General features: G+C 59.9%; 19 protein-coding genes. 11 read left to right on the forward strand and 8 right to left on the reverse strand.

From position 1 onward, the window contains the following. Positions 1–113: 113 nt before the first annotated feature. From RQ479_RS12475 to blh, 5 genes are read right to left on the reverse strand one after another with little or no spacing between them, the layout of a single operon-like run. The gene (locus tag RQ479_RS12475) at positions 114–896 is read right to left on the reverse strand and encodes a sulfite exporter TauE/SafE family protein (protein WP_376705296.1); all 783 of its coding nucleotides are present in this window, start codon (positions 894–896) and stop codon (positions 114–116) included. Then, positions 893–1,300, reverse strand: a complete 408-nt coding sequence (locus tag RQ479_RS12480; protein ID WP_292656675.1) for a DUF6691 family protein — start codon at positions 1,298–1,300, stop codon at positions 893–895. Before RQ479_RS12480 ends, RQ479_RS12475 begins: the two co-directional genes overlap by 4 nt. A 20-nt stretch (positions 1,301–1,320) precedes the next feature. Beyond that, entirely contained in the window at positions 1,321–1,731 is a 411-nt protein-coding gene (locus RQ479_RS12485; protein ID WP_376705297.1) for a YeeE/YedE family protein, read from the reverse strand. Continuing rightward, on the reverse strand, positions 1,728–2,039 hold the full coding sequence (bigR, locus tag RQ479_RS12490) for a sulfite-sensing transcriptional repressor BigR (RefSeq protein WP_352719939.1): 312 nt from the start codon (positions 2,037–2,039) through the stop codon (positions 1,728–1,730). The genes RQ479_RS12485 and bigR overlap by 4 nt, the downstream gene beginning before the upstream one ends. A 26-nt stretch (positions 2,040–2,065) precedes the next feature. Next, a complete protein-coding gene (gene blh / locus RQ479_RS12495) occupies positions 2,066–3,361 on the reverse strand; it encodes a bifunctional sulfur transferase/dioxygenase Blh (protein WP_376705298.1) in 1,296 nt (431 codons plus the stop codon). 656 nt (positions 3,362–4,017) lie between these two features. Between blh and RQ479_RS12500 the strand changes: the two genes are divergently transcribed. The 4 genes from RQ479_RS12500 to RQ479_RS12515 all read left to right on the forward strand — a co-directional run bounded on the left by RQ479_RS12500 (position 4,018) and on the right by RQ479_RS12515 (position 7,361). Further along, complete coding sequence (locus RQ479_RS12500; RefSeq protein WP_376705299.1) at positions 4,018–4,986, forward strand: helix-turn-helix domain-containing protein; 969 nt, start codon at positions 4,018–4,020, stop codon at positions 4,984–4,986. 146 nt (positions 4,987–5,132) lie between these two features. Continuing rightward, positions 5,133–6,650 carry an aldehyde dehydrogenase gene (gene adh, locus RQ479_RS12505; RefSeq protein WP_376705300.1) on the forward strand — a complete coding sequence of 506 codons (1,518 nt, stop codon included), beginning with the start codon at positions 5,133–5,135 and terminating at the stop codon, positions 6,648–6,650. A gap of 65 nt (positions 6,651–6,715) precedes the next feature. Beyond that, positions 6,716–7,054: a DUF779 domain-containing protein gene (locus RQ479_RS12510; RefSeq protein ID WP_352719766.1), complete on the forward strand. Its 339-nt coding sequence runs from the start codon at positions 6,716–6,718 to the stop codon at positions 7,052–7,054. 91 nt (positions 7,055–7,145) lie between these two features. Further along, positions 7,146–7,361, forward strand: a complete 216-nt coding sequence (locus RQ479_RS12515; RefSeq protein WP_352719768.1) for a DUF1858 domain-containing protein — start codon at positions 7,146–7,148, stop codon at positions 7,359–7,361. On the opposite strand, the gene RQ479_RS12520 is transcribed toward RQ479_RS12515, so the two are convergent. Next, positions 7,358–8,062, reverse strand: coding sequence for a Crp/Fnr family transcriptional regulator (locus tag RQ479_RS12520; protein WP_376705301.1), 705 nt, complete (start codon positions 8,060–8,062; stop codon positions 7,358–7,360). The genes RQ479_RS12515 and RQ479_RS12520 overlap by 4 nt on opposite strands. 250 nt (positions 8,063–8,312) lie before the next feature. Here RQ479_RS12520 and RQ479_RS12525 point away from each other — a divergent pair, with 250 nt between their 5' ends. The 6 genes from RQ479_RS12525 (at position 8,313) to RQ479_RS12550 (ending at position 13,430) form a co-directional block, all read left to right on the forward strand. Then, positions 8,313–9,515, forward strand: coding sequence for an NnrS family protein (locus RQ479_RS12525; protein ID WP_376705302.1), 1,203 nt, complete (start codon positions 8,313–8,315; stop codon positions 9,513–9,515). A 149-nt stretch (positions 9,516–9,664) separates the two neighbouring features. Further along, entirely contained in the window at positions 9,665–10,144 is a 480-nt protein-coding gene (locus RQ479_RS12530; RefSeq protein ID WP_376705303.1) for a pseudoazurin, read from the forward strand. Positions 10,145–10,392: 248 nt separating this feature from the next. Beyond that, the gene (nirK, locus tag RQ479_RS12535) at positions 10,393–11,496 is read left to right on the forward strand and encodes a copper-containing nitrite reductase (RefSeq protein WP_376705304.1); all 1,104 of its coding nucleotides are present in this window, start codon (positions 10,393–10,395) and stop codon (positions 11,494–11,496) included. Positions 11,497–11,569: 73 nt separating this feature from the next. Next, the gene (locus tag RQ479_RS12540; RefSeq protein ID WP_376705305.1) at positions 11,570–12,439 is read left to right on the forward strand and encodes an SUMF1/EgtB/PvdO family nonheme iron enzyme; all 870 of its coding nucleotides are present in this window, start codon (positions 11,570–11,572) and stop codon (positions 12,437–12,439) included. Between the two features lie 284 nt (positions 12,440–12,723). Next, positions 12,724–12,954: a hypothetical protein gene (locus tag RQ479_RS12545; protein ID WP_376705306.1), complete on the forward strand. Its 231-nt coding sequence runs from the start codon at positions 12,724–12,726 to the stop codon at positions 12,952–12,954. Positions 12,955–12,998: 44 nt separating this feature from the next. After that, entirely contained in the window at positions 12,999–13,430 is a 432-nt protein-coding gene (locus RQ479_RS12550) for an ion channel (RefSeq protein WP_352719783.1), read from the forward strand. Between the two features lie 12 nt (positions 13,431–13,442). Here the strand turns inward: RQ479_RS12550 and hemN are convergent, their stop codons facing one another. Then, on the reverse strand, positions 13,443–14,792 hold the full coding sequence (gene hemN / locus RQ479_RS12555; RefSeq protein WP_376705307.1) for an oxygen-independent coproporphyrinogen III oxidase: 1,350 nt from the start codon (positions 14,790–14,792) through the stop codon (positions 13,443–13,445). A gap of 155 nt (positions 14,793–14,947) precedes the next feature. On the opposite strand from hemN, the gene RQ479_RS12560 reads away from it, so the two are divergent. Then, positions 14,948–15,676 carry a Crp/Fnr family transcriptional regulator gene (locus RQ479_RS12560; RefSeq protein ID WP_376705921.1) on the forward strand — a complete coding sequence of 243 codons (729 nt, stop codon included), beginning with the start codon at positions 14,948–14,950 and terminating at the stop codon, positions 15,674–15,676. Here RQ479_RS12560 and RQ479_RS12565 read toward each other — a convergent pair. Next, positions 15,665–16,090 carry a hemerythrin domain-containing protein gene (locus RQ479_RS12565; protein WP_376705308.1) on the reverse strand — a complete coding sequence of 142 codons (426 nt, stop codon included), beginning with the start codon at positions 16,088–16,090 and terminating at the stop codon, positions 15,665–15,667. The two genes, RQ479_RS12560 and RQ479_RS12565, sit on opposite strands and share 12 nt — an antisense overlap. Positions 16,091–16,182 lie beyond the last annotated feature (92 nt).

Genomic DNA, 16,182 nt, shown 5'->3' on the forward strand with positions numbered 1-16,182 from the left:
GTTATTTGGTCTCTGGGCTCATGCTGCAGGGCATACATTACTAGCAAAGACCGGGTGATGAACGCACGAGGCGAAAAACCTCACCTCCGAATCTATCAAGCTGCAACGCTAGACTATCCGCCCTCCGGTTGACCGACACTCCTGTGTAGAACATAGCCCGCGACGACAATTACAAGTACGGCAAAGATCCGATTGAGCATGTTTTTGTACGAAGCGAGGCGTGTCGCCACAAACATGCCGATCAACCCACCGCCAATGCCGCCGCCAATAAATTCTGCGGCCAGTTGCCAGTCGACCATTCCCGACAGGGCGTAGTTGAAGGCCGTCGCGAGGCCGAAAGCTGCGACGGCAAGCAAAGACGTGCCGATCGCATTGATCGTTGGCATTCCAGTTGCCAGGATCAATCCGGGAACGATAAGGAAGCCGCCGCCAATGCCGAAGAAGCCGGAGGCCGCACCGGCGACGGCGGCGACTGCAGCAGTCGTCGCACACATCTTGGCATCGACAGGCCGGCCTGCTGTCGAAGAACGGCGCCGCGGGCGAACCATCAGTGCGCCGACCACAAGCATAAGCAGCCCAAAGAAGAAAAGCAGATGCGTCCCGTCGATCGACTTTCCCAGAGTCGAACCTGCGAGAGCCCCAACCGAGCCCAGTCCTGCAAATACGACAGCACAGCGCCACCAGACGTGGCCCTTAAGGGCATGGCCTCCAAAGTTCGCCAATGCGTTGGCGGCCACCGCCAGGGCTCCCGTGCCGATGGCAATATGCGGCTGAGCGACACCGACAACATAGAGCAGGAGCGGCGTGGCAAGGATCGATCCGCCGCCTCCGACCAGACCAAGTGTGAAGCCCACCAGACTCCCGGAGCCCACAGCAGAAAACAAAGTACCTGTCATGATGCTCTTCGGACAAAGCAGCGGTCATGAGCAACCATCCCCGCCAGCATTAAGGCTACGAAAAGTGCCGGCGCTAACCCCAGAGACAACGAAGCTACCGCAGGGCCAGGACAGAACCCGCCGAGTCCCCATCCAAGGCCAAAAATCGCCGAACCTAGAACCAGGGGGGCGTCAATTCGCGAACTGACGGGCAAATGGAAGGTCTCTGCCAGGAAAGGTCGTGACATCTGCCCCATCCAGGCTGTGCCTCCCGTTGCAACTGCAACGGCGCCGCCCAGCACGAATGCGAGGGTCGGATCCCACGCGCCAGAGACGTCGAGAAAGCCCTGTACACGGACAGGATCAAGCATACCCGACAACGCCAGACCGTAGCCAAAGATGGTGCCCGCGGCCAGGGCCGCCATGACCTGTAATTTAGCGTGTCTCACAAGACTGCTCCGTGGAGAAGCGCGACGGCTAGAGCGCCGCTCAGAAGGAACGTCACAACGGCGACAATTGACCGCGGCGATAGCCGCGCCAGCCCCATTATTCCGTGACCACTGGTGCAACCCGATCCCATGCGGGATCCGAAACCGACCAGAAAACCAGCTATCATAACCAGCGGCAGTGACGCAGTGATGGTCGCGGTCGGCCAATGATGAAAAGTTAGGAAATAACCGAGCGGACCAAGCAGCAACCCGACGACGAAGGCAGCGTTTGTCCACCTATTGTTGCCTTGGAGCAACCCGCCAACAATCCCGCTGATGCCGGCAATTCTACCGTTCAGGATCAAGAGCATCATAGACGAAAGCCCGATCAGAGCCCCGCCCAAAAGCGAAGGAAGATAAGAGGTCATGACGGACCGTCCGAACAGAAGATCGTGTAGAGCGCCGAAACCAATTGAGCAGCCTTCTCGGCGGTCAACCGGTAGAAGATCTGTTTTCCGTCGCGCCGGGTTTCCACAATTTTGGCGTCCCGCAACACTGTCAGCTGCTGGGATAGGTTTGGTTGATGGATGTTGAGCTCATCTTCCAATTGGCTAACCGAATGCTCTCCTTCAACAAGGGTGCAGACGAGCATCAGTCGCATTGGATGCGCAAGTGTCTTTAGAAGAGCTGCAACTTCGCCGGCGCGGGATTCCATTGCGGCAAGCGACATCTCCATTTCGGTTTCATCGATAAGGATTTCGCTCACCACACTGCTTCTCCCAATGCGTTGAGGGGAAATTTTAGGTAGCGCTTACCGTTTCCTTCCGGCTCCGGCAAACGCCCAGCCCGGATGTTGACCTGCAAGGCATAGAGGATCAGCTTCGGCATAGGCAGCATACGGTCTCGCGCTTGACGCATTGCGGCGAAGCCTTCTTCGGTCATGTCGGCCAGATGTGCATTGGTACGCTTCTGAGTGACTACCGTGCTTTCCCACTTGGGTTCGCGTCCGCCTGGCTGGTAGTCGTGCCCAGTAAACAACCGCGTTTCGTCTGGAAGCGCCAGAATGGCCTGGATCGATCTCCACAGCGTGCGAGCGTCTCCACCAGGGAAATCAGCGCGAGCCGTTCCGCTGTCGGGCATGAAGATAGTGTCGTGAACAAAAGCCGCATCACCGATCACATAGGTGATCGAGGCCAGGGTGTGACCGGGCGAAAACATTACGCGCGCCTCGATTGAACCGACCTTGAAAGTGTCTCCATCCGAGAACAGCCTGTCCCACTGCGAGCCGTCTATGTGAAGTTCAGGTCGGTTGTAGATGCCTTGCCACAAACGTTGGACGTCGACGACCCTCGCTCCTATCGCAGTCGGCGCGCCGGTCTTCTCCTTCAGGTACTGCGCAGCAGAAAAGTGGTCGGCATGAGGATGGCTATCGAGAATCGATTCAACGGACAGCCGCTTCTCGGCGATATAATCAAGCATCGCATCGGCGTTGCATGTTCTGGTCGCCCCGGACTTCTCATCAAAATCGAGCACCGGGTCGATAATCGCGCACTTCCGGGTACTGGGATCCGAAACTACATATTGCACGCTCCATGTTCGGGGGTCGAAAAACCCCTTCACTACCGGTCGGGTCCGCCTGTGCCCTTCCAACCACCGGCTTGCTGCCGACAGGTCTACCCCGAGATTCTGGCCCATTGCAGTAATCTCGACAGGCGACATTCGGCCATCGAGCGCCTCGCCCAAGGCATATAGGCTCAATGCGCGGGTGCCGGTCTTGCAGTGGGCAAAGACCGCGCCACCAACATTGGCCATAGCTGCCTGGAAGGACCGCACGTCCGCTTCTGTGATGGTCGGCATTGTGACAGGTATGAATTTGTAGGAGATGCGCGCTCGATCGGCGGCCTCTCGTTCAGCTTCGTTTCCGGGCTGGGCGGGCTCTTCCAAATCAGGCCGAACGTTTATCACTCCTGCGAACTTCTGATCAGTAAGCAACAGAATTTCAGACAGTGCGGGCTGCGGACCTACGGAAAGCCTATCGTTCACACGGATCATTCTCATGTCTGCTCCTAACATCAATATACAATTGCATATAATGTATAATGATATTTGACGCAAGGGTGTCGCGGCGAAAAAGCGAGCGGGCACTTATGGCCACAGTCGCCCGCAAGGTCATCGCCGCCTGCCCAACGAACGGAGATCTGGAGACCGCCCGCTGGGCAGTTCGGAAGCTCATGGCTGCCCAGCCGAGCTTCACGATCGAGAAATATCGGTCGCTGCCCTTCTTGTAGCCACATGCCGGCGCCCGGGAGGGCTCCTTTTGAACTGGTACCGGGCGAGCATGCTTTGATAGCACTGATCTTAATGAACCCGAGGCCGTATCTGATCCTTGCCTTCATGGGCCGGCCAATATCAGAACCTTACCGCATCTTTCCGCACGGTACGGCGGCTGAACATAGTGGTTCGTCTTTGCCCTCGATCAATGAATTCCTAATTCGTACTGGTAGGCTTTGGGCCATCAACACCGAAAGGTGCACCGCACTGGCGAGGAATGACGATCGATCTGCCAAACATCACTAGCTGACGGGAACATAGGGATGTCCCTTCTGGTGCTTCTGTCGAATTGACAGCGTGGTGATTGAAGGCGGAACCTGATGCCATGCCAAGTTTGCCTCTTCTGAGGCAGGCTGCTTCAGAAGCCGAAAGGGAGGATGAACATGAGGGAGGATCTGTCCGGTCATCATGCCGACCGCATTCAGGCCGCGATCGCTTCGGACGCCGCCGCGAAGTCCGCGCTGGTCGCCTCCTGGCGTCGCTCTTCCAGTTTGCACCGGCTCGATCCCGCCGATTGCACGCCGCCACGCTACCTGACGGAAATGGAGTTGATCACGGCCCGCCAACGCATTGAACCGCTCGTTCGGGCGGCCCAGTCCAGCCTGGACCGTCTCTATCTCGCGGTCGGCGGCGTTGGCTGCTGCGTGCTTCTTGCCGACCGTGACGGCGTGCCGGTCGAGCGGCGCGGCGCGCCCGTCGACGACGAGACATTTCATTCCTGGGGCTTATGGACCGGCTCCGTCTGGAACGAAGAAAGCCAGGGCACCAACGGGATCGGCACCTGCCTGGTGGAACAGCGAGCGCTGACAATCCACCGCGACCAGCACTTTCACACGCGCAACACGGGACTGAGTTGCACCACGGCTCCGATCTACGATCACCTGGGAGATCTTGTGGCTGCGCTTGACGTGTCTTCCTGCCGGGCCGATCTGACCGAAGCCTTCGCCAATCTTATTTCGGTGGCCGTGGTCGACGCAGTGCGTCGGATCGAGGCGGAGAACTTCAGGATGGCCTTCCCGAAGGCGCGGATCCTTCTGGCGCCAGTGGCCGATAAGGGCTCCGGCGCGCTGATCGCGGTTGATGCGGACGACCTTGTGGTCGGCGTGACGCGGTCGGCTCGCCTGGCGCTTGGAATAACCCAGCTGTGTCTCGACAAGCCGATGCCCGCGGCCGATCTGCTCGGTTGGACGGAGAGCGGCCCCGCAGTTCTCGCCGAGGCGGAGCGCGGCGTTCTGCAGCGGGCGCTGGCGCGAGCAGACGGAAATGTGTCGGCCGCTGCGCAGGCGCTTGGGATCAGCCGCGCGACGCTTCACCGCAAGCTCAACCGCCTGGACGTCCATAGGTCCCACTGACCATTCGAAAACGCAGATGACTGTCGCAATTCTGCGACACACCGCGCCCGGCCACTGTCCTCGCCCCGGTGACAATAGCGGCGGAAATCGCAAGTCTCTCCCCTTAAGCGTCGCATCCCGCGGCGTCGACTTTGGGAGGAAGACACATGAACAAGGTAGAATTCTCACGTGCGGTCAAGGCGCCGTTCGACAAGCGCTATGGCAACTTCATCGGCGGCAAATGGGCAGAGCCCCACTCCGGCCGCTACTTCGAGAACCACTCACCGGTAAACGGTCAGCTGCTGTGCGAAGTGGCGCGTTCGGACGCCCATGACATCGAGGCGGCGATTGACGCGGCCCATGCGGCCAAAGACACCTGGGCGCGCACCAGCGTAGCCGAGCGGTCGCTCATCCTCAACCGCATCGCCGACCGCATGGAGGAAAACCTCGATCTTCTCGCGTGCGCCGAAACCTGGGACAATGGCAAGCCGATCCGCGAAACGACCGCGGCCGACCTGCCGCTCGCCATTGACCATTTCCGCTATTTCGCCGGCGCCCTACGAGGCCAGGAAGGCAGCCTTTCGCAGATCGACGACGACACCGTCGCCTATCATTTCCATGAGCCTCTCGGCGTGGTCGGACAGATTATCCCATGGAACTTCCCGCTGCTGATGGCCTGCTGGAAACTTGCACCAGCACTTGCCGCCGGAAACTGCGTGGTCCTGAAGCCTGCCGAGCAGACCCCGGCCGCCATCTTGCTGTGGGCCGATCTCGTCGGCGATCTGTTGCCGCCAGGCGTGCTCAACATCGTCAACGGCTTCGGCCTCGAGGCCGGCAAGCCGCTCGCCTCCTCGCCGCGCATTGCCAAGATCGCTTTTACCGGCGAGACCACGACGGGCCGCCTGATCATGCAATACGCCAGCCAAAACCTGATCCCGGTCACGCTGGAACTGGGCGGCAAGTCGCCCAACATCTTCTTCGAGGATGTCGTCGCCGAGGATGATGATTTCTTCGACAAGGCGATCGAGGGCTTCGTCATGTTCGCCCTGAACCAGGGCGAAGTCTGCACCTGCCCCAGCCGCGCCCTCATCCATGAGTCGATCTACGATCGATTCATGGAACGCGCCCTCAAGCGTGTCGAGGCGATCGTGCAGGGCGATCCACTCGATCCGGCGACGATGATCGGTGCCCAGGCCTCGTCCGAGCAGTTGGAAAAGATCCTGTCGTACATCGACATCGGCCTTCAGGAAGGCGCGGAAGTGTTGACCGGCGGCACCCGCAATCTTTTGCCGGGTGACCTGGCGGGCGGCTATTACGTCAAGCCCACGGTGTTCAAGGGCAATAACAAGATGCGCATCTTCCAGGAGGAGATTTTCGGACCGGTGGTTTCGGTCACGACCTTCAAGGACGACCAGGACGCGCTGGCAATAGCCAACGACACGCTCTACGGCCTTGGCGCCGGTGTCTGGACGCGTGACGGCAACCGCGCCTACCGCTTTGGCCGCGCGATCCAGGCCGGCCGGGTCTGGACCAATTGCTACCACGCCTACCCCGCGCATGCCGCCTTCGGCGGCTACAAGCAGTCGGGCATCGGTCGCGAGACGCACAAGATGATGCTCGACCACTACCAGCAGACCAAGAATATGCTGGTCAGCTATAGCCCGAAAAAGCTTGGCTTCTTCTGATCGTCTTTTCGTCTACTGCGCGGCCCCGCGAGGGCCGCGCCCCAGGGTAAAAAATCGGAAAAGCCATGCATGCGAAAGTCACGGCAACGCCGGCAGCGCTCGAACTGATCGCGGAGATCGTTGCCGAGCATGGACCGGTGCTGTTCCACCAATCCGGCGGCTGCTGCGACGGCTCTTCGCCCATGTGCTATCCGCGTACCGGTTTCATCATCGGCGATCACGATGTGTTGCTCGGCCACATCCACGGCGCGCCGTTCTACATCGGGGCTTCGCAATTCGAGGCCTGGAAGCATACGAATCTTGTTATCGATGTGGTGCCTGGCCGCGGCGGCATGTTCTCGCTCGACAATGGGCGGGAGAAGAGATTCCTGACGCGATCAACGATCTGCGTCGTTCAGGCGTGAGGTAGGCCGAACTGCTTCTTGTTTGCCTCAGCGCAACGGACATCCCTGAAACCAGCAGCAGGATGTCGCTCTCCAAACGCGGACAAGCGGCATGAAACGCAAATTCAGCGACGATGCGGCGATGGACGAAATCATGCGCGGGTCGCCGGCGACCATCCGGGTGGTGCTCCAGCACGGGATGCTTTGCGTCGGCTGCCCGATTGCTTCGTTTCACACCGTTTCCGACGCGGCACGAGAGCACGATCTGAGTGAAGAAGAACTCCGTCGCGACCTGCTGGCGGCGACAAATGCGGGTGACCCGGATTAGGCTTTTTCATCACGCCCTTCCGCAATTACCAGGAGCCGGTGAGGCTCGACCACCATCACTTTCTGGCGTCCGCTTTTGACCAATCCTTGGTTTTCCCATGCCGAGAGCAGCCGGCTGACTGTGTGAAGTGTCGTGCCGGTCATCTCGGCAATGTCCTGACGTGAGATCGGGAAATCTATAAGGATGCCCTCGTCGGTCTTCTTGCCCGATTGCTTGACCAACTTGAGCAGCCCACGGGCGACGCGCTGTTCGACCTGCTCGGTGGACATTTCGATGACGCGCGAATGAGCGTCCTGAAGCCTGCTGCCCACGGCCTTGTACGCATTAGAGCCGAAACTGGGGAAATCGGCGGCAAATGTCGGCCATAAGCGACTCGGCCAGCCAAGAACGATACAATCAACCGCGGCAATGGCAGTTGCCGGGTAGGTGGTGAGGCCAAGCGCATGGGCGATGCCCATCAACTCACCCGGACTTATGTATCGCACCGTCACCTCGTGACCATCGGGAGTTGATTTCACGACGCGCACATGTCCGTCGAGCAACAGGAAAAAGGAATCTGCTTGCTGCTCCTGCTCGAACACCGGCTGGTCCTTGGCAATCCTCAACGACCTGGCCTGGCCGATTATGCGGTCGAGATCCGTGGGGGCTATGCCCCCAAAGACAGGAAGCCCGGCTATCAGCGAGCGATCGAGGCTACCCAACGCTGTCCCCCAAGTGCTGTTGCGCCCAATGCATCCAGGTTCGCCCTGGTCAGGGCAGCCCGGTCATAGAATGTGTCATGGGCGGCCCTCGTGCGGCAAGAGGCGCGTATTCGCCGCCTTTCCCTGAAATTCCAAATCTCGTTTGCGCTGTGGCAAATTCCGTCTGCCCAGTCACGATAGAAGGACCGGAGTGGCGGCCGTCCATGTCACCCATCACGCCCACCCTGTTTTTTCTCTTTGAAGGAAAGTCATGGCAATTCTACGAACATGGCCGAGCACCTATCCGGCTGTTCTCTCCTACGGGTTCCGGCCATTCTTTCTTATCGGCTCACTGTATAGCGGTGCGGCGATGCTGTTCTGGCAGCCTCTGTTTTACGGCAGGCTCGAGACCTCCAGCAGCTTCTCGCCCGTGGACTGGCATATCCACGAGTTGCTGTTTGGTTATGTGGCGGCCGTTGTGACCGGTTTCCTATTGACCGCAATCCCGAACTGGACCGGAAGGCTTGCCGTGCAGGGCCTTCCTCTGCTGGGCCTGGTATTGCTTTGGTCCGCGGGGCGGTTCATCGTCTTCTTTTCGGCGCAGGCAGGCTGGCTGCTCAGTGCCGTCATAGACTGCGCCTTTCTTCTCGCAGTCGTTGCGGCTGCCGCCACGGAAATCATCGCGGGCCGAAACTGGCGAAACCTCAAGGTCCTGCTGCCGGTGACGGCACTTCTGGCGGCGAATATGATATTTCATGCCGAGGCGCACTATCAAGGCGTGTCCGACACCAGCCGCCGTCTCGGTCTTGGCGCGGCGGTCGTCCTTGTCATGATCATAGGCGGCCGCATCATTCCTTCCTTCACCCGGAACTGGCTGGTGCGGGAGAGATCGGGGCGCCTGCCGGTCCCGTTCGGCAGGTTCGACGTGGGGACGATCGCACTCTCTGCGGCCGGATTGGCGGCCTGGGCCTTCTTTCCTACCCTTTCAGGCACCGGCGCGGTGCTGATCGCCGGAGCGGTCCTCAATGCGATCCGGCTTGCTCGTTGGGCTGGCGACCGGACGCTGCGCGATCCTCTGGTGCTGGTCCTGCACGTGGCATTCGCCTTCGTACCGCTCGGCCTCCTGATTGCCGGCCTCGCTGTCTTCGTGCCCGAGAGAGTGCCCGCGGTGGCCGGCATTCATGCGTTCGGCGTCGGAGCGCTGGCCTGTATGACGCTGGCCGTCATGACCCGCGGCACGCTCGGACACACGGGCCGTGAACTGCGAGCAAGTACAGGCACATGTGGGATCTTTGCCGCGGTCGTGCTTGCGGCCATTTTTCGGATCGCAGCTGCGTTCGCGCCCACCGAGGCAGTGCTCCTTCATATCTCTGCGGCACTGTGGATCGCATCCTTCGTTGGCTTTGCGGGCCTGTTCGGCGTCATGCTCGTTCGACCACGGTTGCAAGTGCGGCAGTCAAGAACCGCAGCTTGAAGGCGGGCGGGAGCCGGCTCGCCGGGCGAGACGGGTTCTCCCACGCACATTTCGCACGCCAATTTGCGCCAGCGCAAATCACCACGTCTGCCGGTCCAGTAGAAGAGCGCAACGGTTAGTGCCGTGACGAAGTCAAGAAAGGAATTCCAATGAAACTGCCCCTGATTGCCGCCGCTATCGCCCTGCTCTCCATCGCCGGTACGGCAAATGCCGAAGAACATGTCGTGCAGATGCTGAACAAGGGAGAGAAAGGCTCAATGGTCTTCCAGCCTGCCTTTGTTCGGGCGGTGCCCGGAGACACGATCAAGTTCGTGCCCACCGACAAGTCCCACAACGCCGAAAGCATCAAGGGCATGATTCCGGACGGAGCTGAAGCCTTCAAGGGCATGATTCCGGACGGAGCTGAAGCCTTCAAGGGCAAGCCCAGCGCGGAAATTGCCGTGACCGTTACGCAGGAGGGGGTCTATGGCGTGAAGTGCGCTCCACATTACGGCATGGGCATGGTTGCGCTAATCGTCGTCGGCAAGCCCGTCAACCTGGCGGCGGCGGAAGCCGTCAAGCAGGTCGGGAAAGCCAAGCCGGTATTCGCCGAACTGTTCGCCGAGGCGACCAAAACCGCTTCTAACTGACCTTCATTCAGATCTCGCAGATCCCCTCCGCTTCGGCGGCCGGGGGAAGGCCGGGTGGACCGAGGGGGAGGTCCAGCCCGGCCTATTTGATTCCCGATTTCATGCAGCAAAGCCGATGCCTTGCGTCGGTACATGCGTCTCCAAACACTGCGAACTGAATGACGCGATGGATTTGCGCTAGCGCAAAGACTTGGCCGAAGCCGAGGCTATTCTGATGACATCGAATGGCCGACACCAAGGAGATGGAAATGCTTACAAGACGCGAAGCTTTGTTGGGTTCTGTTCTTACCGCAGCCGCGGTCGCCAGCATTGGCGCAATGCCGGCAGTGGCAAGCGTCAAGGATGTCGCCGGGCTGCCCCGTGAAAAGATAACACTGGTCCCGCCGCCATTCGTGCATGCTCACGATCAGGTCGCCAAGGGCGGTCCAAAGATCGTCGAATTCACCATGACGATCGAGGAGAAGCCGATGGTCATTGACGCCGACGGCACGCAGCTCAATGCGATGACCTACAATGGTTCGATCCCAGGCCCTCTGATGGTCTTGCATGAAGGCGATTATCTTGAGCTTACCCTCATCAATCCAGATACCAATACTCTCGCCCACAATATCGATTTCCATGCTGCCACTGGCGGGCTCGGCGGCGGCGAGCTGACGCTGGTCAATCCGGGCGAGCAGGTTACGCTGCGCTTCAAGGCCACGCGGGCTGGAACGTTCGTCTATCACTGCGCACCCGGCGGCGCGATGATCCCGTGGCACGTCGTATCGGGGATGAGCGGCGCGGTGATGGTGCTGCCACGCGACGGCCTCAAGGACGACAAGGGCAACCCCGTTCGGTATGATCGCATCTACTACATCGGCGAGAACGACTTCTACATCCCCCGCGACGAGCAGGGAAAATTCAAGAAATATGAAACCGCCGGCGACAATTACGACGATACCCTCAAGGTGATGCGCGGGCTAATCCCGACGCATGTGGTGTTCAATGGCAGGGCTGGTTCGCTGACCGGCGACAATGCCATGAAAGCAAAGGTCGGTGAAACCATGTTGCTCGTTCATTCCCAGGCCAACCGCGACACGCGTCCGCACCTGATCGGGGGTCATGGCGACTTTGTCTGGGAACAGGGCAAGTTCGCCAACCCACCGGCCAAGGATCTGGAAACCTGGTTCATCCGTGGCGGGTCGGCAGGGGCGGCGCTGTATACGTTCCTGCAGCCGGGCATCTATTCCTATATCAACCACAATCTGATCGAGGCAGTCGAACTCGGCGCGACCGCGCATTTCACGGTCGAGGGAAACTGGGACGACGATCTGATGATGCAGGTCGAAGCGCCCAGGGCTATCACCTCGTAGAGCGGAGATCCGATCCTCGGTGCGACCCCGCGGCGGAGCCAAAGGGGTTGCGCTTGCGGCCGGAGTTGGCAGCATGTCCTTTGACCCCGTCATTACCTTCGGAACAACTGCGGCCGTCGCATTGATCGGTTGGGGTGTAAGCCATGCGCTCGACACGCGCCCTTTTGGCCTCCCCCACCAGACCGCAGTGAGCGAATTGGTCGTCCTGGGATCCGGCTCGTTCGAGCACCCACAGGCTGGGGAGTTCCTCAAGGGGAACCATCCCGTCGCGGCGCCCATCGTGCAGGAAACCATGATGGCGCCGCTGGAGATCATGAAATATCAGGTAAGCATTTCGGAATACGGACGCTGCGTGGCGGACGGCGCCTGCAAGCCCGCCGACTCACGCAAGAGTGGCGACATTCCGGTCACCGGTGTCAGCCACATAGATGCGGAAGTCTATGCGACCTGGCTGTCAGCCCGCACGGGACAGGCATGGCGGCTGCCAACGGACGTCGAGTGGGCTTATGCGGCCAGCGAAAAGTACCGAGGTGACATTGAGGGCGAAGGCGACCCGAACAACCCGGCGTGGCGGTGGCTCACCCGGTATCGGCTCGAGACTGCGCTTGGGCGGAAACCCGATCCGGAACCGAGGGCTCAGGGGTCCTTCGGCACCAATTCAAAAGGCGTGGCAGACATCGCGGGAAATGTCTGGGAATGGACCTCGACATGTTATTCCCACGCCATAATAGCGACTGATGGCAAGCGGATCGAGAGTTCTATCGACAATTGCGGAGTACACGTTGTCGAGGGGTTCCACCGCACCTACATGTCCAACTTCATTCGGGATGGAAAGAGCGGCGGTTGCGCAGTCGGGACGCCGCCTGACAATTTGGGTTTCCGGCTTGTCCGCGACCGACCCAGCCCTGTGCAGGTTGCCCTTCGGCGCCTGGGATTTTCCTGACGCACATACAGATTTTCCTGACGCATACACGAGTGCATGATGACATTGAAATCAGCTTTTGCCGATCGGGCGGGTCCTGTCGCGGAACGGCCGCTGGACCATACCGGCGTCGAGCGCACGACGATCGGAAGATTGGTCCGCGAATTCTATGAAAGGTCAGGAAGGACGGGCGTCTTGGGCCGATTTTCGCGCGCGAAATCACCGGCGATTGGGAACCTCATCTCGAGAAAATGACGGATTTCTGGTGTTCCGTTATCCTGAAGAGCGGCGACTAAGGACGACCGGTGCCGGCGCACCTCAAACTCAAGGATGTCACCGAGGCCGATTTCGATGTCTGGCTGGCCTTGTTCCGGCAGACGGCGGTCGAACTCTTCGCCCCGGAAACGGCTGCGGTGTTCGTCGACCGCGCTGAACGGATCGCGACAAGCCTGAAGCTGGCGACGTTCTTTCGTCTCCCTCCCGTTGTGACGGGCGATGGCGAACCGGCAGGCTTCGGCGAAACCCGGCCGGATTGACTTCGCGCAAGGAACGCTTCCTTCGAATTTCGTAATTTCCTTGGATGGCTCTCAACCTCTTCGTCGGTACGATCGTCATAAGCCTGACGGTAGTAATTCACACTTTTGGCCTTATTGCAGTCACTCGCGCGATGGGACATCTGGTGGCGCGATTCCGCATGCATGGGCACCGCAGCCGAACCGTCGCGATGATCAGCGTAGTGATGGGACTCTTCGCCGTGATGACAGCGGAGGTCTGGGTTTGGGCCGGACTTTACCGGTTGCTCGATATCTTCGCCGACTTCGAAACCGCACTCTACTTTTCCACCATCACTTTTTCGACTGTCGGCTACGGTGACATCGTACCCGCTCACGCATGGCGCGTATTGGCGGCACTTGAGGGGGTGAACGGATTCCTGCTGATAGGCTGGTCGACCGCGTACCTGATCGCGGCGGGAACCCGGATCGGCCCGTTCAAAGCCGGCGAGCATTTCTGACCGGGGCGGCGCTCAAACTGCCACTGAATGCCGGCCCTTGCCGCTCTCAAGATAAGCGTCGAACATTGCTGCGATGCTGCGAACAAATGGGCGACTTTCCGCCGGGACGACGAAATTGTCGCCCTCGACCTCCAGCAACCGGGCCGGATCGTTAATCGCCAGGGAACTTGCCTTGAAAAGGAGCTGCTGGCCACGCTCGCCGAAGCGCTCTACCAGTTCGATCGCCGAAAAGCCGAAATCGCACATCAGCCGCTCGATGATCCAGCCACGGACGCAGTCATCATCGGAAAACGCGATGCCGCGGACCGCGGCCAGTCCGCCCCCTGCAACCATCCGACCATACTCCGCGGTCGCCGGCATGTTCTGCACATAGCCCTGGCGAAAACGGCTGATGGATGAAGGGCCAAGCCCGATCAGTGTCTCGCAGCGATCCTCGGTGTAGCCCTGGAAATTGCGATGCAAGGTGCCTGGACGGGCTGCTTGCGCCAACGCATCGCTTGGCTTGGCGAAATGGTCGAAGCCCACCGCCTCATACCCTGCCTTCAGTACGAGGTCGGCGGCAATTTGCGATTGAGCGTACCGCTCCGCAGGGCCAGGCAGCCACGCTTCGTCGATCATCGTCTGGTGCTTCTTGAACCAGGGCACATGCGCGTAGCCGAACAGCGCCATCCTGTCTGATTCCAGGGTCAGCGCCTGCGCTACGGTGGAACAGACGCTCTCGCTGGTCTGGTGCGGCAAGCCGTAGAGCAGGTCCAGATTGACGGAACCGACGCCGCGTAAACGAACTCCGTCGACAACCGTCTGGGTCTGCAGGAAGCTCTGTTCGCGGTTGATCGCCTTCTGCACCTTCGGGTCAAAGTCCTGCACACCGAGGCTTGCCCTGGTCATGCCGATTTCGGCCAGTGCATCGAGGCGCGCCTCGTCCATGTCGTTGGGATCGATCTCGACGCTGATTATTGCGTCCTTCACAAAATCGAAGCTGTTCCGCAAGGCAGTCCCCAACGCCACCATATCCTCGGGCTTCAGCATGGTGGGCGAACCGCCGCCGAAATGCACGGCGCGGACATGGCCCCTGCCGGCGACAAAACCCGCAACCGCCGCAATCTCAGCATGCAGCGAACGAAGATATGCAGTCACCGGTTCGTAATGGCGTGTCTGCTTGGTATGGCACGCGCAGAACCAGCAAAGTCTATCGCAATAGGGGATGTGCAGATAGAGCGAGATCTCGTCCCCATTTCCGAGCCTCTCCAACCAGCCCTGCTGGACAACCGCATCGACGCCCGCGTGAAAATGCGGCGCGGTAGGATAACTGGTGTAGCGGGGCACATTCTCGCCAAGTCTGGCAGCCAATTCCGGTCTCATGTCGTCTTCCGTTATCCTTACAAAATTGAATCCTGGCTGCAGGTCCCCATCGCCGCCTTGATTTCGGTCAAGGCCCTTTGCGGACAAACTGCCGCAAAGGGATTTGCAGCCGCCGGTGCTATCTTGCCGGTACTTTGAGTGTTCGGACGATCATGATGACAGTGCGCCAAGATATTCACAGTTCCGGCAGTCCAGTACTTTGCCAGTCTTGCGAAGCACGGCATCGCGGGGTCTGCGGTGCGCTCGATCCCGACCAGTTGGTCGCACTCGCCAAGACCTCAGCAAGACACAGCGTTGACCCCGGGTTCGAACTGATCGGCGACGCAGAGACCGTCGACAGTTATTCGAACGTGCTTTCGGGTGTGGTGAAGCTGACAAAGAGCCTTTCCGATGGTCGCCAGCAGATTGTAGGCCTCCAGTTTGCGCCCGACTTTCTCGGACGGCCGTTCAAGGTGGAAAGCGCAATCAACGCGGAAGCGGCAACAGCTGTTTCCCTGTGCTCATTTCCAAAAGCGGCTATCGAACGGATGCTGAAGGAATCACCAGAGCTCGAGCATCGCCTGCTCAAGCAAACGCTGAACGAGCTCGATCATGCACGCGACTGGATGCTGACGCTGGGGCGCAAGACCGCTTCGGAAAAAGTGACGAGCTTTCTCTTGATGATCGCCAGGAACATCGATCCCACGATTGATTCAGCCGCAACGTCGGCCAGTTTCGATCTGCCGCTGACACGCGCCGACATCGCCGACTTCCTTGGCCTGACGATCGAGACGGTTAGCCGCCAGTTGACCAGGCTGCGGACTGACGGCGTGATCCGGATCGAGAACAATCGGCACGTGAGGGTGGACAGCTTGAGCCGGCTGGAGCGGCGTTCAGGCGCCTAGTGCTCGTCGGCCATTCCCGATCATGGGCAAGACGTGCTCGCGTTCGAACGCGATATGCCGGCGCAAGCTTTCGAAGAATCCGCGCAGCATGAACCCGACGGCTTCCGCGTTGTGCAACCTCTCGCCATGGCCGATCGCCAGCAGGATTTCGGTCACCTCACCGGCAAAGCATTCGTCCTCGACATGCTCGGCGCGCAGCCGCCGGACTGAGGCCAGGGTAGCATCGCTGCCAGCGACAGTGGCCTCGTAGGCGGGAAAGATGACCGTCTCTTCATATTGATGAATGTTGCGCAATAACGGGACGATCGCGTTGGCTGTGCCAAGGCACTTCAGGCGGTCGACATTCGGCAAGGTGTCGGCGATTCTTTCCAGGGCATCACAGAGCTGCAGCTTGTCCAGATGCGCGCGCTTCATGACCGCCGCTGCTACCGCCTCTCTGCCGGATGACGAACTGTCGCGGCCTGTTTCGAACCGCGACCATTCCCTGTCCCTGTTCAATGACAGCC

This window comes from Mesorhizobium sp. ISC25 (assembly GCF_042295465.1).
Taxonomy (GTDB): domain Bacteria; phylum Pseudomonadota; class Alphaproteobacteria; order Rhizobiales; family Rhizobiaceae; genus Mesorhizobium.

What these genes read in the sequence shown, in the direction of transcription:
- RQ479_RS12475 (WP_376705296.1), bottom strand. Translation starts at nt 896, where the DNA reads ATGACAGGTACTTTGTTTTCTGCTGTGGGCTCCGGGAGTCTGGTGGGC.
- RQ479_RS12480 (WP_292656675.1), bottom strand. Translation starts at nt 1,300, where the DNA reads ATGGCGGCCCTGGCCGCGGGCACCATCTTTGGCTACGGTCTGGCGTTG.
- RQ479_RS12485 (WP_376705297.1), bottom strand. Translation starts at nt 1,731, where the DNA reads ATGACCTCTTATCTTCCTTCGCTTTTGGGCGGGGCTCTGATCGGGCTT.
- bigR (WP_352719939.1), bottom strand. Translation starts at nt 2,039, where the DNA reads ATGGAGATGTCGCTTGCCGCAATGGAATCCCGCGCCGGCGAAGTTGCA.
- blh (WP_376705298.1), bottom strand. Translation starts at nt 3,361, where the DNA reads ATGAGAATGATCCGTGTGAACGATAGGCTTTCCGTAGGTCCGCAGCCC.
- RQ479_RS12500 (WP_376705299.1), top strand. Translation starts at nt 4,018, where the DNA reads ATGAGGGAGGATCTGTCCGGTCATCATGCCGACCGCATTCAGGCCGCG.
- adh (WP_376705300.1), top strand. Translation starts at nt 5,133, where the DNA reads ATGAACAAGGTAGAATTCTCACGTGCGGTCAAGGCGCCGTTCGACAAG.
- RQ479_RS12510 (WP_352719766.1), top strand. Translation starts at nt 6,716, where the DNA reads ATGCATGCGAAAGTCACGGCAACGCCGGCAGCGCTCGAACTGATCGCG.
- RQ479_RS12515 (WP_352719768.1), top strand. Translation starts at nt 7,146, where the DNA reads ATGAAACGCAAATTCAGCGACGATGCGGCGATGGACGAAATCATGCGC.
- RQ479_RS12525 (WP_376705302.1), top strand. Translation starts at nt 8,313, where the DNA reads ATGGCAATTCTACGAACATGGCCGAGCACCTATCCGGCTGTTCTCTCC.
- RQ479_RS12530 (WP_376705303.1), top strand. Translation starts at nt 9,665, where the DNA reads ATGAAACTGCCCCTGATTGCCGCCGCTATCGCCCTGCTCTCCATCGCC.
- nirK (WP_376705304.1), top strand. Translation starts at nt 10,393, where the DNA reads ATGCTTACAAGACGCGAAGCTTTGTTGGGTTCTGTTCTTACCGCAGCC.
- RQ479_RS12540 (WP_376705305.1), top strand. Translation starts at nt 11,570, where the DNA reads ATGTCCTTTGACCCCGTCATTACCTTCGGAACAACTGCGGCCGTCGCA.
- RQ479_RS12550 (WP_352719783.1), top strand. Translation starts at nt 12,999, where the DNA reads ATGGCTCTCAACCTCTTCGTCGGTACGATCGTCATAAGCCTGACGGTA.
- hemN (WP_376705307.1), bottom strand. Translation starts at nt 14,792, where the DNA reads ATGAGACCGGAATTGGCTGCCAGACTTGGCGAGAATGTGCCCCGCTAC.
- RQ479_RS12560 (WP_376705921.1), top strand. Translation starts at nt 14,948, where the DNA reads ATGACAGTGCGCCAAGATATTCACAGTTCCGGCAGTCCAGTACTTTGC.
- RQ479_RS12565 (WP_376705308.1), bottom strand. Translation starts at nt 16,090, where the DNA reads ATGAAGCGCGCGCATCTGGACAAGCTGCAGCTCTGTGATGCCCTGGAA.